This window comes from Microcystis panniformis FACHB-1757 (genome assembly GCF_001264245.1).
Taxonomy (GTDB): domain Bacteria; phylum Cyanobacteriota; class Cyanobacteriia; order Cyanobacteriales; family Microcystaceae; genus Microcystis; species Microcystis panniformis.
Genome location: NZ_CP011339.1, coordinates 2,351,886 through 2,367,035 on the forward strand (window position 1 = coordinate 2,351,886; position 15,150 = coordinate 2,367,035).

Annotated in this window: 11 protein-coding genes and 1 pseudogene; 7 read left to right on the forward strand and 5 right to left on the reverse strand. The window is 41.6% G+C overall.

What is annotated here, in order from left to right:
• Window positions 1-220 precede the first annotated feature (220 nt).
• From VL20_RS11300 to VL20_RS11325, 6 genes are all read left to right on the forward strand, one after another.
• Window positions 221-871, forward strand: a complete 651-nt coding sequence (locus VL20_RS11300) for a PEP-CTERM sorting domain-containing protein (protein WP_052276556.1) — start codon at window positions 221-223, stop codon at window positions 869-871.
• Between the two features lie 1,373 nt (window positions 872-2,244).
• Entirely contained in the window at window positions 2,245-2,898 is a 654-nt protein-coding gene (locus tag VL20_RS11305) for a PEP-CTERM sorting domain-containing protein (RefSeq protein ID WP_002786820.1), read from the forward strand.
• Between the two features lie 300 nt (window positions 2,899-3,198).
• Window positions 3,199-3,834 carry a bifunctional phosphoribosyl-AMP cyclohydrolase/phosphoribosyl-ATP diphosphatase HisIE gene (gene hisIE / locus VL20_RS11310; RefSeq protein ID WP_052278443.1) on the forward strand — a complete coding sequence of 212 codons (636 nt, stop codon included), beginning with the start codon at window positions 3,199-3,201 and terminating at the stop codon, window positions 3,832-3,834.
• Between the two features lie 457 nt (window positions 3,835-4,291).
• Window positions 4,292-5,677: a dihydrolipoyl dehydrogenase family protein gene (locus VL20_RS11315; protein WP_052276557.1), complete on the forward strand. Its 1,386-nt coding sequence runs from the start codon at window positions 4,292-4,294 to the stop codon at window positions 5,675-5,677.
• A 25-nt stretch (window positions 5,678-5,702) separates the two neighbouring features.
• The gene (gene tmk / locus VL20_RS11320) at window positions 5,703-6,326 is read left to right on the forward strand and encodes a dTMP kinase (protein ID WP_052276558.1); all 624 of its coding nucleotides are present in this window, start codon (window positions 5,703-5,705) and stop codon (window positions 6,324-6,326) included.
• Between the two features lie 4 nt (window positions 6,327-6,330).
• Window positions 6,331-7,824: a thymidylate synthase gene (locus VL20_RS11325; RefSeq protein ID WP_052276559.1), complete on the forward strand. Its 1,494-nt coding sequence runs from the start codon at window positions 6,331-6,333 to the stop codon at window positions 7,822-7,824.
• Window positions 7,825-8,108: 284 nt separating this feature from the next.
• Here VL20_RS11325 and VL20_RS11330 read toward each other — a convergent pair whose 3' ends face one another.
• From VL20_RS11330 to VL20_RS11345, 4 genes are all read right to left on the reverse strand, one after another.
• Window positions 8,109-8,540: a DUF4278 domain-containing protein gene (locus tag VL20_RS11330; protein ID WP_052276560.1), complete on the reverse strand. Its 432-nt coding sequence runs from the start codon at window positions 8,538-8,540 to the stop codon at window positions 8,109-8,111.
• 702 nt (window positions 8,541-9,242) lie between these two features.
• Window positions 9,243-9,998, reverse strand: a complete 756-nt coding sequence (locus tag VL20_RS11335; RefSeq protein ID WP_002771944.1) for an ABC transporter ATP-binding protein — start codon at window positions 9,996-9,998, stop codon at window positions 9,243-9,245.
• Window positions 9,999-10,802 carry an ABC transporter permease gene (locus VL20_RS11340; RefSeq protein WP_170863902.1) on the reverse strand — a complete coding sequence of 268 codons (804 nt, stop codon included), beginning with the start codon at window positions 10,800-10,802 and terminating at the stop codon, window positions 9,999-10,001.
• A 574-nt stretch (window positions 10,803-11,376) separates the two neighbouring features.
• Entirely contained in the window at window positions 11,377-12,252 is an 876-nt protein-coding gene (locus VL20_RS11345; RefSeq protein ID WP_052276561.1) for an ABC transporter ATP-binding protein, read from the reverse strand.
• A gap of 73 nt (window positions 12,253-12,325) precedes the next feature.
• On the opposite strand from VL20_RS11345, the gene VL20_RS11350 reads away from it, so the two are divergent.
• Window positions 12,326-13,603: an RNA-guided endonuclease InsQ/TnpB family protein gene (locus VL20_RS11350; protein ID WP_148563481.1), complete on the forward strand. Its 1,278-nt coding sequence runs from the start codon at window positions 12,326-12,328 to the stop codon at window positions 13,601-13,603.
• A gap of 18 nt (window positions 13,604-13,621) precedes the next feature.
• On the opposite strand, the pseudogene VL20_RS11355 reads toward VL20_RS11350, so the two are convergent.
• Window positions 13,622-14,909, reverse strand: a pseudogene (locus tag VL20_RS11355) (RNA-guided endonuclease InsQ/TnpB family protein).
• Between the last annotated feature and the right edge of the window lie 241 nt (window positions 14,910-15,150).

The following is a 15,150-nucleotide window of genomic DNA, read 5'->3' on the forward strand; positions in this document are numbered from 1 at the left end:
CTGGTATCACTTGAAATGCCCACACAGCAAGCGGATGACCAAATTGGTCAATAGTCAATAGCGTTTGAGATGCGCTCACCCTATTCTAAAACACCTGTTTTTTTTGAAAAGTTTCGCTATAATTATGTCAGGTCACACAAAAAGTTATCAGCGAGCTTAACGCTTGCTTAACTTCTTTTGATGGCTATAGTACACACAATTAACGCTGGATAATTCAGTTATGATGACAACCAACAAATTAACCAAAACTTTTGCTTCTGGCTCCCTAGCCATCGGGGTTCTCGCTGGCGCAGTGCTTACCGCTACCAGTGCGAGTGCCGCCAGCATGGTGTTAACTTGGGGGGAATGGACGAGCGGAACTGCTCTTGAGGTCGGGGACAAAAAAGTTACGTTCACACAAGGCTCGATAACTGGCGGTTTTGTGGCTGAGGCGGTGGATAAAGTTGCGCTGACCGAGATGGGTGATCATTATTATTTCCGATACGATGCTATGGACGGTCTCGCTGATACCAATATGAGTTCCGGGTCTTTCACATATACAATCGGGGTCACTGACCCCAACAAGTCTATTGTCGGGGTTGACCTGGATTCAGACGTATCATCCAACTACGGGACTGTAACCGAGACATTTGCTGAGACACCTGAGACCTTAGTTTCAGTTGACGGCTCAGCGGTCCCTCCTAGCGGTTTCATCCCTATCGCCCCCAAGAAACTGTTGACCGTCACAAATACCCTAGCTGCTAATCCCAATGAAGGTCTATTCAGCTTCCAAAATTCTTTCCGTCAATCCGTTCCCGAACCGGGTACTATCCTCGGACTTTTGGCAGTGGGTGGTTTAGGATTGGTTTCCCGCTTTAAGAAACAAAAATAACAGTTACCAATGTCTCGTACACATTGATAACTGTGACGTTGAACAAGAATAGCTAAAGGTTAGATGCCCTATGGGGATTTCTAGCTTTTAGCTTTTTCTTTAAGCGTTGATTCTAACACAGCCCGGCACATAATTTTTGTTTTTAATCAACGGGTCGTTTGATCCCCCCTGTCCCCCTTGATAAGGGTGGTGCCGATAGGCGGGTGGCTCCCCCCTAAATCCCCCTTTTCAAGGGGGACTTGAATCGTTCTGAAAAATTGGCTCTTCGGTTTGTCTTATGCAACATACAGGATTATAAGAGATGAAACCCTTATAGAGAGAGACATTGCTGAGATTTTTGTCAATTGTTTTCGATCTAGAGCGAACTAATCAATTAAATCTCTTGCCAGATAAGGATTTAGTCGATTTATGACACCCTACCGAACCATACCAAGTAACGAAGAACCGTTTTTAATAACCAGATTTATAGCGGTTCTCACACCTGTGTGGCACAGTTAAACCTTTGCTAATTAGGGTTTGCGGCAAAAAGTACGGGCGAAGCATTCGGATAGAAAATCTCCGGTTTCACCGATAGGTTATGCCCAAATGCTTCGCCCCTACAGGACGCGGGCCGATGAAAACGCAAGGTTTTGAACGACGATTCTCTCAAAATCTTGCACCTGTTTCGCAAGAAAAGCCACAAAACCCTTACCTTGCCTACATTTCACATTTATTCAGCAAGCCCTACTTAAGTGGGTGGGTGGAATTAAATATAAGATGAACGTAGGTTGGGTTGAAGCATGAAACCCAACGCCCGATTATGTTACGCTACCGCTAACCCATCCTACAAATAATTGTGCCTCCCTACTTAGGGCTTGCTGAATAAATCTAAAAACCTTGTTGGATAAGGGTTTTAGACTTTTTTCCCCGCAAAAAGTGCTGACCATTGGAGGGATCGGGGGTAAAATTCAGGTACTTTTTCCCTGAAAATTAGGTAACTGACTACCTCAAAACCGGTAAAACCCTACACCCCACACCCCACACCCCACACCCTGCCCCCACCAACAAACTTTTTCAGCAGACCCTACTTAACCCCGTCCATTGCCTTGCACAAACTGAAGAACCTAAATGTTAAGTTTTATTACAGAATGCCAGATTTTTCCTAAAACACCTGGTTTTTTTTGGAGGTTCCGTTGTACCTAGATCAAGTTAAGAAAAGTTATATAGCAGTTTTCCCAGAAGTGATACCCGATTGAGACGCTGAAAAGCCTATCTATAAGGAGACCTACTGGACATTATTGCACTAAAAACCGCTATATCGAGAAAACTTAACGTTTTTAGAACTTTTCTTGACTTTGATTTTATCCAACAGTGTAAAGCTGGAGAATTCAGTTATGATGACAACCAACAAATTAACCAAAACCTTTGCTTCCGGCTCTCTAGCCATCGGGGTTCTCGCCGGCTCGGTGTTTGCCGCTACCAGTGCGAGTGCCGCGACCTTAACTTGGACGGAATGGACGAGCGGAAATGCTCTTGTTCAGGGGGACAAAAAAATTACGTACGTATCGGGTGACATTGGGGCCGAGGGTGTGGATAACGTTTATCTGACCCAGGTTGGTACTGACTATTATTTCGCATACGATGCTATGGCAGGTCTCGTTGCGACTAATAGCAATTCCGGGTCTTTCACATATACAATCGAGGTCATTAACTCCGGCAATCTCATTGTCGGGGTTGACCTAGATTCAACCATATCATCCGGTTCCAACTACGGGAATGTAACCGAGACATTTGCTGAGATACCTGGGCTCTCCTTAGTTTCAGTTAACGGCTCACAGGACCCCGTTGTCGGTTTCACTCCTATCACCCCCAAGGCACTGTTGACCGTCACAAATACCCTAAATCCTAATGCTGGCCAAGGTCTATTCAGTTTACAAAATTCTTTCCACCAAATGGCGCCCACTCCCGTCCCCGAACCGGGTACTATCCTCGGACTTCTGGCAGTGGGTGGTTTAGGATTGGTTTCCCGCTTCAATAAGCAAAAATAACAGTTACCAATGTGTGCAAGACATTGATAACTGTGAGGTCGAAACAGCTAAAGGTTAGATACCCTATAGGGATTTCTAGCTTTTAGCTTTTTCTTAGGTGTTGATTCTAACACAGCTTTGGGGTTTTGGGGTGATCAGGGGGAAAATTCAGGGACTTTTTCCCTGAAAATAGGTAAAACCCTACACCCCGAACCGCCGAACGGCCGAAGCCTGCCCCCACGAAAAACTTTTTGCCGCAAACCCTATATAATTAAGCTTTGGGTAATTTGTCCCACCATATTTCTTGACCGCGAAAAACTGATGTCTTCTTTGCTCTCTGCTATTCCCCTCGACGCAATCGCTTATAATCCCCAGGGTTTAGTACCGGCGATCGCTCAAGACTATCTTGATGCTACAGTGTTAATGATGGCCTGGATGAATCGGGAATCTCTCGAAAAAACCCTCACCACTGGGGAAGCATGGTATTGGAGTCGTTCTCGTCAAGAATTATGGCACAAGGGCGCTACTTCTGGCCATATCCAAAAGGTGCGTCAAATTCGCTACGATTGCGATAGTGATGCTATCTTACTGACTATTGAGCAAATCGGTGATATCGCCTGTCATACCGGCGAAAGAAGCTGTTTTCACCAAGTAAATTGGCAAAAATCACCGCCAGCGGCCGACACCCTCTCGGAATTGTTTAAGGTAATTTGCGATCGCAGAGACGAGCCTCATCCGGAATCCTACACCTGTAAACTTTTGGCCGGGGGAGATAACAAAATTCTCAAGAAAATCGGCGAAGAATCGGCAGAAGTGGTCATGGCCTGCAAAGATAATGATGGCGATGCTATTGCTGCAGAAGTGGCCGATCTTTTTTATCATACCCTCGTCGCTCTCGCCTATCATCAAGTCCCCCTGCGAGATGTCTATAAAAAACTGCAAGACCGGCGCCGGTAATCAGTTATCAGTTATCAGTTATCAGTTATCAGATTTGAGTTTTAAGTGGGTGGGTGGAATTAAATATAAGATGAACGTAGGTTGGGTTGAAGCATGAAACCCAACGCCCGATTATGTTACGCTACCGCTAACCCATCCTACAAATAATTGTGCCTCCCTACTTAGGGTTTGCTGAATAAGTACGGGCGAAGCATTCGGATAGAAAATCTACGTTTTCACCGATAGGTTATTGCCCGAATGCTTCGCCCCTACAGGACGCGGGCCGATGAAGACGCAAGGTTTTGAACGACGATTCTCTCAAAATCTTGCACCTGTGGGAGCGAGAAAAGCCCCAAAACCCTTACTTTGCCTACATTTCAAATTTATTCAGCAAACCCTACTTAAGTGTTAAGTTTCCGATTCCTGAATACCGTCTCCTGACTCCTGAATACTGTCTCCTGATTCCTACTTTATATTTGTGGTTTACGACTTAGTAATTATTGGTGCCACTCCTGCGGGGATAGAAGCGGCTTTGTTGGCTGTTCACCTCAAAAAAAGGGTGGCTTTAGTGCAACAGCCTTCTAGGGACAATTTAGAGGCATCTGAGGACATTTTTAGCAAGGGCTACAGCCAAATTATCCATCTCTATAAACTGCTGAATCATTGGCAAGAAACGGCCATTTATCCCCAATGGCAACGGTTGCGGCAATGGCTAGAGGAAGTAGATAAAACTATTAATAAACATCATTCTTTAGCGAGATTAGCCACGGAAGGAATAGATGTGATCCCGGGTGGGGGGGAATTTGTCCGGCTGCCCCATTTAGGATTTGTGGTTAATGGTCGGCAATTGTTGGCTAAACACTATCTTATCGCCACGGGTTTTTATCCGCAAGTCCCGAAAATTTTCGGCTTAGATGAGGTTAATTATTTTACCGCTCAAACCCTTTGGCAAGGGCCAAATTTAGACAAGTTGGGACAACATTTAGGGATTATTGGCAACAGCAGCATGGCTGTGAGTTTAGCGCAAATTCTCCGACGTTTAGGGAAAGAAATTAGCTTAATTATCGAGGATAGTTATCTACTGCCAGATATTGATCGGGAAATTTCCCATTTAGTTACTGCCATTTTAGAAGCGGAAGGAATTAAGATTTTACCCGGCTATTGTCCTAGTCAAGTGAAAGCGATCGAGGGTCAAAAATGGTTACAATTAGGCAATCATGTCATTGAAGTCGATGATCTCATTTTTGCTGGTAATTATCAAGTCAATGAACAGGGATTAAATTTGGCTGGGGTGGGAGTTAAACTAGAGGAGGGATTAATTAGGGTTAATCAGCAATTACAAACCGATAATTCCCGCATTTATGCCCTAAATTTGCTCAGAAATAATTATCCCGATCCTACTTTAAATCACCGGGCTGCTTTTGGGTTAGTCAAGCATCTGCTCACGGGAGAAAAATTTAACTTTAATCCCGGGCAAATTCCCTCATTTATTGCTTTCGATCCTGCGATTGCTTGGGTGGGTTTAACTGGAAAAGCAGCCCAGGACAGCTATGGTGAGGAGGTAAAGATGATCAACTATCCAATTAAAAATATGGTCCCACAGCAAATCTGGGGGGAAACCACGGGATTTTGTCAATTAATCTACCGACAAGATGGTAAAATACTGGGAGCGCAAATAGTCGGTAATCAAGCAGCAGAAATGATTAGTATTATCAGTTTAGCTTTACAAGAAAATTTAACCATACAATCCCTCAATAAAAATATTTATGCTTGGGGAAGTATGGGAGAGATTATCGGAGAAATGACGCAATTAATCCCCCAGAAAAAATCTTGGTTAACTTGGCTAAAACAATTATTCAGATAATTAGATTGAGAAGGAAGATTAAATTATGAAACCGAAATTTATTGTCTTTGAAGGTATTGACGGATCGGGAACAAGTACCCAAGCAAAACTCTTACAAGAATATTTTTTAAAGCGCGGGGAAAAAGCAGTTTTAAGTCCGGAACCTTCCGAGGGAGTCATCGGTCGTTTGATTCGAGAAATAATGCAAACTAATCTTATTTCTATCAAAGATAAAAATAAATTTGACCGACAAATGGCCTATTTATTTGCAGCCGATCGCCATGATCACTTATATAATGATCACGATGGCGTTTTTAAACTTATTCACCAAGAACAAACCCACGTTATCACTACTCGTTATTATTTTTCTTCCCTGGCCTACAATTGCAATAATCCCGAAGAATTTGCTTTTATTCGGCAGTTAAATCAACATTTTCCCAATCCAGATATAGTTATTTATATCGATGTCCTTCCTGATATTTCTCTAGCAAGAATTAAAAACAGAGCCATCACAGAAGTGTACGAAAAACAAGAAAAGTTAATGAAAGTTCGTCAGATGTTTCTCGATATATTTAAAGAATATAAAGATAATTGTTTACAACTGGATGGCAGTGATACAATAGAACACCTTCACCGAAATATTATTAATTATCTTGAACGATTAATTTAAATCCATGCTTAGTACAGAAACCACCCCTACATTCATCTACCAACCCCACTATAAACCCAATCAATTAATCTGCGGTCACGGACAAACGGCAATTATCACGGGATGGACAGTAAAACAGTCCCTTGCTAAACATTTAAATCCCGACCAATACGCAGTAATTGGCAATCTTTATAGTCCCACCAGAGGAATTAGTCCCCTGCTGAGAAACTTAATCGCAAATCCCCACGTTAGATATTTAGTTATTCTCAATGCGACTAAGGAAGATAAAAACTCCGGTAGCTGTCAATGTTTGCTAGACTTTTTTAGTCAAGGATTTCAGCTAGGAAAAAGTGACACAGGTAGAGAATGCTGGCTAATTAATTCTTCTATCACGGGATATATTGACCAAGAAATTGACCGAGAAACCCTCGAAAAATTACGTCAATCGATTCAATATCAACTGGTTAAATCCATTCCAGAAGCGATTGAAATCGTCAAAAGTTATGCAGAACAATCTCCCTTACCAACTTGGGGAGAACCCTTAATCTTTCCCCTCTTAGAAAATCTTCCTTCTCTCCTACCCGGGACAAGATACGGTCATCGCATTGAAGGAAAAACTATTGCTGAAACCTGGGTAAAAATTCTCCAAAAGATTAAAACCACCGGCACAATTAGACCCACAGGATATGATGGTAAATGGCAAGAATTAATTGACCTAATGGCCGTTGTCACCGATGAACCCCCAGACTTTTATTTTCCCGAACCTAATTATTTGCCTATAGATAGAGCTTTTCTTACCGAATATATCGGACAAATTCTTGATGATTCCCCTATACACCAAGGAGTTAAATACACCTATGGTCAAAGATTACGCTCTTGGTTTGGACGGGACCAAATTGCACAGGTTATCAATAAATTAATCTCAGAAATTGACGCAGCTAGTGCAGTCATGTCCCTCTGGGATGTGAAAGACCACGAAAAGGGAGGTAGTCCCTGTTTAAATCATATTTGGGTGCGAGTGGTGGAAAATGAATTGTCTCTCACTGCAATATTTAGAAGTAATGATATGTTTGCCGCTTGGCCAGCAAATGCCATGGGATTGCGCGCTTTACAGCAACATATTTGCCAAGAAATCAATCAACGCTCCCAGTATAATTTAACCCTCGGTCCATTGATTACTATTAGTCAATCGGCCCATATATACGATGATACTTGGGAGAATGTCGAACGATTAATCGCCACCCAGTACGATAAGATTGTCAACCAGCGCGATTTCTTTGACCCTAGTGGTAACTTTTTAATTTCTGTGGAAAAAGAACAAATTCTCGTCCAACAAACTACCCCCGGCAGCGGGGAAGTTGTCGCTTGTTATCAAGGCAAAAATCCCCTCAAATTAATCCGCGAGCTTGCCGCTACCAATCCCGCAATTATTCCCGAACATATCGGTTATCTGGGAATCGAGTTACAAAAGGCATACAATTGTATCAAAAATAATCAGCCTTATATTCAAGACCAGTAGATAAGTGGGAAGTTTCAGTGAACAGTGAACAATAAACAGTAAACAGTGAAAAGACAGTAGGAAACTTCTATTTAATACTACTCACTTAAAACTCAGGCTCTTCTCGACTTTGTGTGATAATTTTTGCTTATGGAATTGTGAAATGCTTATCGGGCAAGACTTTTAGGGCTATTTTGACGAAGAAACCATCAGTATAGACCTCGTTTCCACACAGAAACCAGAAGAGCCAAACTCAAATCTGATAACTGATAACTGATAACTGATAACTGATTACTGATTACTGATTACTGGTCCTTGTTTGCTGAACCAGCGCCGCGATATTTGAGAGATGAGGAGCGAATTGGGTTAGCCACCGTGGGATTATTGGTGATTTTAACCTCCGCACCGCGATATTTACCCCCTCGCTCCTTGACAGGAGCTTCGGTGACTGTTGGCTCGATATAGGTGGCGCCACGATACTTTTTCTCGCCGGCGGTTTCTGGAGTGGGTACGGGGACATTCTTCTGCTCTTCTCGTCCTTGCCATAAAAAGGTGACGACAATCACAACTGTCAAGAGAATTAATAGCTGAATCTGCCAAGGAGCTAAAACCAGACTCAACACTAAACTAATTACCGTGGCGGCACTGGCAAGATAAGCGATCTCATCGCTGGACTGCTGCCAGAAATAGGCAGCCAGAGCAGCGGTGAATAGTGGCAACAAAAACAAATAGGACATTCTGGGTACACCTTGTCATGCTAGTGAACCAATCTCTCTATTATTACCCCCCTAGCTTCGATCGGCGAAAAATATTAACTTAGCTTATACATCTCATAAGTTTTATTTTGTCAATCCTTCTTTACAATTCGTAAAAATCTTGTTACATTTATTTACATGAACTAAAAGTTAAAGCAAAACAGCCAAGACAGCAAGCCAGTTCAGATTGTTTCGGGGAGTATCAGACAGCTTATGATTCGTTTAGCTCCAGACAATGGCAAAAAACTTGGCGTACTAGCTTAAAAAAGTTTTCGGGGTTTGGGTTTACCCCATTGACAGATTTGCTTGAGTTCTCCTACATAACTTAGCGCTACCTCGGCTGGACACCGGGGTTTTTTATTTTGTGACAGCGTTTTCGACTAAGTAGGTGGGTATTAAAAACTTTCAGATGCCCCCCTTATTAAGGGGGGATTAAGGGGGGATCGGCACCCCCCTTATCAAGGGGGGATTAAGGGGGGATCGAACCTAAAATCCATTTTTAATTTAATTATAACCAGCTAAGTACCTAAGCAAAATTAATTACACATATCTAACCACCTCTTGCCTCTTGCCTCTTGCCTCTTGCCTATCTTCACTAGGAAATTAATTTTGCACGACTACTTACTTAAGTAAAACGGAGATACATTATTGCTATCTAACAATTAATTGAGATTACCTACTTAATTAAAAATTAACTTCATTTTGATGCACGGAATCCAAATAAAACTTGATTACATCTTCTGATGTACCCTGACATTGTAACTGGCCTTTATTTAGCCAAATTGCTTGGTCACAGGACTCTTGAATTAAAGTCAAATCGTGGGAAACTACTAAAATAGTAGCGTTAGAATTCCAGAATTTTTTTAACCGTCGTTTACACTTATTTTTAAAACTTTCATCCCCGACGGAAAGGACTTCATCAAGAATAAGAATATCGGGGTGAACCTCTGTGGCGATCGCAAATCCTAAACGAGCCACCATCCCGGAAGAAAGAGATTTCACCGGCGCTCCCATATATTCTTCTAACTCAGCAAAGTCAAGGATATCTTTGGTTTTTTCCTTCATTTCCTGACGAGAAAATCCCAGCATTACCCCATAGAGAATAATATTATCTTTTACCGGTAAATCTGGATCAAAACCCGCTCCTAATTCAATTAGAGAAGCAATTTGTCCCCTGACTCTCACCTGTCCCTTTGTCGGTTCCAGAATACCACAAATAACTTTTAAGAGAGTAGATTTTCCTGCGCCATTAGCTCCAATGATACCTAATTTCGCTCCAGAATTAATGACTAAATCTATATCATCTAGAACTAATTTTTTGGCAGGTTGACGATATTTACCTTCAAGAATAGAGAAGATTGTCCTTTTTAGATCGTAGGAGAATTCTTCTTGAGTACGTCTTTCGAGAGACACTTGATCGAGTCGAATTACTTCTGTCATTTATAATAAATCCATAAATAAATGTCGCCAGAGTCGGAAGCAAGTCCAACCAATTCCTAAGATGATGATCCCACCGAGTAGAGATTGAAAAATCAAACCAAAATCCGGTAATCCGGGGGAAAGGGACAATTGGCGAATACTTTCGATTACCGGTAATAATGGGTTTAATAGCAGGAATGGTTTTACGGAAGGAGGAATAATTTCTGGGGGATAGAAAATCGGGCTGCTAATCCAAGCGACAAAACAAACAATTTCGTAAAAATAGGGTAAGTCTCTGAAGAAAACGTAGAGGGTACTGACAAAGAAACCCACTCCCGTGCAAACCAGAGAAAGACCAATCACGGGAAAAATCAGAGCAATTACATTAATTAAACTTTGAGACTTCCAGAGAGTTACTATAGCCAAAAGGGGAAAGATACTAATAGCAAATTGAAAAATATTTGCCACTACCATGGAAACGGGAAAAATGCTAACTGGCAGACGAATTTTATTTAAAATACTGCCATTACCGACGATACTAGGTAAAGCTTGGTTAGTGGAAGCATTAAAAAAATTTATTACTACTAAACCAGTGAAAGCCGCTAGGACATAGTTAACTATAGAATTATCAAAATAAGAGGCGAAAACTGTGCCGAAAATTGCCGTGTATAGTGCAGTCATAATCGCGGGATTTAACAAGGACCAGTAAACCCCCAGAAAAGAACCCCGATAGCGTCCCTTGAGATTACGTTCCACCAGAACACTAAGCAATTCGTAATATCGCCGCGCTGTTGACCATCTAGTTTTTGCTTGGAGATCGGTCATAGGGATAATTGTCATCTCGTCAGTATTCAGTGCCTTATTCTAAACGATTACCGTCAATTTTGTCTATCGATCGAGGGAGTACTCTAGTTTTTATCCAGTCCCCGACGACTCTCCCTCTCCAGAAAAAGTTCCCTTCTTGGTCCATTTATCTGACCCAAAAAGCTTAAAAACCACTAAAAGCCTCTTTTTTTCGGGTTGAACTCGGTTTTTAGGGACAGCCTCAGCTAATTGACCTAGACTCTAAGTAAGTGGTTCTGGTTAAATAGAGGATAGATTTTGCCTTTGATCCCCTTAATCAGGGGGGATAACTCCTTATGAAGGGGAGAAATCTGACAATTTTTAAAACCTACTTAATTAGCAAGTTTACCAATAAAATAGACATCAGAACGTAGGTTGGGTTGAAGCATGAAACCCAACGCCTGACAATTTTTAAAACCTACCCACTTAGCAAGTTTACCAATAAAATAGACACCAGATCAAAGCCAAGAAATGCCGATTTAAACAGAGCTAATCTCAGAAAAACCGGATTCAAAAACCGATAAATTAACAATTTACTAACGGACAAACCAAGAATCTAATCTAATTGATGTCCCGTCAGTTCCACGAAGATATCTTCGAGGTTGGAAGGGCGACACATTACTCCAGTTTTATCGCTCAAAGTGTCCAGATAAGAGTTAGCATCGGCCACGGTGGGGAAGAATTTATAATCGATTTTATCGCCAACTTGTTTGATAACTAACCCTTCGCCATACTTAGTGCGAAAATCCGTTAGAGTTCCTAATTCGATTAATTTGCCCGCATCCATAATGCCAATTCTGCCCGGTTTTCCCGTGGCGTTATCCTGACAGAGAAATTCCACTTCTTCCATGTAGTGAGTGGTTAACAAAATTGTCATTCCTTGCCGGTTTAAATCGCGAATTACTTCCCACAAACGACGACGATTTTGGGGATCTAAACCGACAGTCGGTTCATCGAGAAAGAGGATTTTTGGTTCGTGAAGAAGAGCGCGAGCAATCTGTAAACGTCGTTTCATCCCTCCGGAAAGAGTTTTGGCAAGGGCAGATTTTCGATCGCTTAAACTGACATAATCTAAATAGCGATCGATTAATTCCTGTCTCTGGGGATTGGGGATATGGTGCATCCGGCCGTGAAATTCCAGATTTTCCCAGACGGTTAATTCCCCATCAACGCTAATCTGTTGTAAGACTACCCCTATATTTTTCTTCACCTGATCGCGGTATTTTTTCACATCATACCCCGCCACTGCGATTTCTCCTTGACTTGCTTCGGTTAGGGTGATAATCATGCGGATTGTCGTCGATTTTCCCGCACCGTTGGGACCGAGTAAACCAAAGATTTCCCCTTTTTCGATAGCAAAGGAAAGCTCGTTAACTACCGGGAGATTGTTATAGATTTTAGAAACGCGATCGAGAGCAATAGCGGAGGTCATCGAAAATTTGGGTCTGAAACCCCGTCGTTCTACGACGGCTTTACCGTTAAATATTAGCGCATTTACACGATATATGCTAGAATGCGAGATATGGAAAAGCTATCGCTACCGATTTTACCCAACACCAGAACAAGAGTCGCTATTGCGGCGCACTTTGGGCTGTGTAAGATTAGTTTACAACAAAGCTCTCCACGAACGAACACAAGCTTGGTATGAAAGACAAGAAAGAGTAGGCTACGCTCAAACTTCTTCAATGTTGACCGATTGGAAAAAACAAGAAGAATTAAACTTTCTCAATGAAGTTAGCTGTGTACCTTTACAACAAGGGTTAAGACACCTACAAACAGCTTTTACTAACTTCTTTGCTGGTCGTACTAAGTATCCTAACTTTAAGAAAAAACATCAGGGAGGAAGTGCCGAATTTACCAAATCAGCCTTTAAATTTAAAGACAAACAAATCTATTTAGCCAAATGCACAGAACCTTTACCTATTCGATGGTCAAGACAAATCCCAGAAAGCTGTGAACCAAGCACAGTAACAGTCAGATTACATCCTTCTGGACGTTGGCATATCTCAATTAGATTTGATGACCCAACGATTAAGCCTTTACCAGTAACAGATAAAGCCATTGGAATTGACTTAGGAATTAGTAGCCTTGTGATTACCAGCGATGGTGACAAAGTATCTAATCCCAAGCATTTTAAAAAGCATTATCGGAGACTGCGAAGAGCATCGAAAAGTCTTTCTAGAAAACAGAAAGGGTCAAAAAATCGGGAAAAGGCAAGAATCAAAGTAGCAAGGATTCACGCTCAAATCACCGATAGCAGAAAAGACCATTTACATAAGCTAACCACTCAATTAGTTCGTGAAAACCAAACGATTGTGGTTGAGAATTTAGCCGTCAAGAATCTGGTCAAAAACCCGAAATTATCTCAGGCAATATCTGATGTAAGCTGGGGAGAAATCACTCGACAATTAGCCTACAAATGCCGTTGGCATGGCAGAAATTACATCGAAATAGATAGATGGTTTCCTAGCTCTAAAAGATGTAGTAATTGCGGGTATGTTGCTGAGAAAATGCCGTTAAATGTTCGAGAATGGGACTGTCCAGACTGTGGGACGCACCATGACCGAGATATTAACGCTAGTAAAAATATTTTGGCCGCAGGGCTTGCGGTGTCAGTCTGTAGAGCGACCATAAGACCAGAACAGAGTAAAACTGGGGCGGCAGGTGCGAAAAACCTTCGGGACAGAAGCAGAAACCTAAATCGTGAGGTTTGGGAATCACCGTCCGTTCACGGCGGTGAGGATGTCAAAGTTACAAAAGTTAATATTCCAGCTATGGATTAGTTTGACATACTCCCACCGTCAAGCTACGCTGTGACGGGGGATTCTTTCCACATCGCTGTTAGAAATTCCTTGTTCAACGAGACAGCTTAGATTCTCAATGTCTCCACTGAAAACCCAGAGGTCGGACTCTCTATTATGCGTTTGGGTCGGTTTCTGTTTGCCCAACAGTACCGTTGAGATGATTTCCCAAATATTTCAACCCTTTTTTAAGAATATTTATTGCTGCATTATGATCCCTATCCAAGGCTGTTTGACAGTTAGGACATTGATGAGTTCTAGTGCTTAATGTTTTTTGAACTCTCGTCCCACAAACTGAACAATCTTGAGTCGTGAAATGGGGAGGAACAGCAACACAAACAATACGATAAATCTTGGCAAAATAATTCAACCATTCAGTGAATTGATACCAAGAATCATCAGAAATCGACTTAGACAGCTTACGGTTTTTGACTAAGTTTCTTACCTTTAAAGCTTCATAGACTACCAGATCATTAGACTGGACTAACGCCAAAGCGTCTTTAATGGCTTTGTCTTTACGTTGTCTTGATACTTTCAGGTGAAGTTTAGCTACTTTTATCCGTTGCTTGTGATAGTTGTTAGACTGTTTCTTTCCTTGACGAAATCGTTTTGATAATCTCCTTTGTGCTTTTTTAAGTCGTTTTTCTGACTTTCTTAAATAACGTGGATTCTCTACAGTATTACCTTGGGCATCGGTATAAAATTCCTTTAACCCTAAGTCAATTCCTGTTATTTGTCCCGTTGGTTTATGGTATTCTTGCCGTTCTACGTCAATCAAAAACTGGCAATAATAACCGTCAGCACGTCTAACAACTCTTACCCGTTTAATCTGTTGCTCTGAATAATAAACTAAGGTTTTTTGACTACACCATAAATCAAATTCTCCTGCTTTAAAGCCATCGGTAAATTTAATTTTACGTCGCTCATCAGATAGTTTGTAGCCTGTTAGTTTGTATTCAACCGAACGGCTATGCTTTTTGAACCGAGGAAACCCCTTTTTCCCAAGTATCTTAGCATGACAATTCTGATAAAACCTATTAATTGATTGCCAGGCTCTATCAGCAGCAGATTGACGAGCTTGAGAGTTTAATTTCTTAACATAAGGTGTCTCTTTGTTGTCTGCTAGTACAGCACAAAGTTTTTGGAGATCATTGCGGGTTGTTCCTTTATTTTCTATCCAATAACGAACACAAGAGTTACGCACAAACTGAGATGTCCTAATTGCTTCATCTAGTCTTTGGTATTGTTCTGGTGTCCCGTTTTTTAACTTGGCTTCTACGACTAGCATTTAACAATCCTCGACCCTGGATAAGTTAAGTATAACACAGTTTACCTACAAATGGTAGAATTAAAATCGTGCTTCGCAGTCAATATCCTGGTCGGATTTCATCCCCCGCAAAGGTTGATGTCTTGTCGAAAAATTTAGCGGGGGCATTCATCCGACATTTTAGGTAACCGAATTAGCCCAACTCGACTGCGATTTTATCCTTCCCTCCCGCACTCACCATATCGACGGTTTGACATCCTCA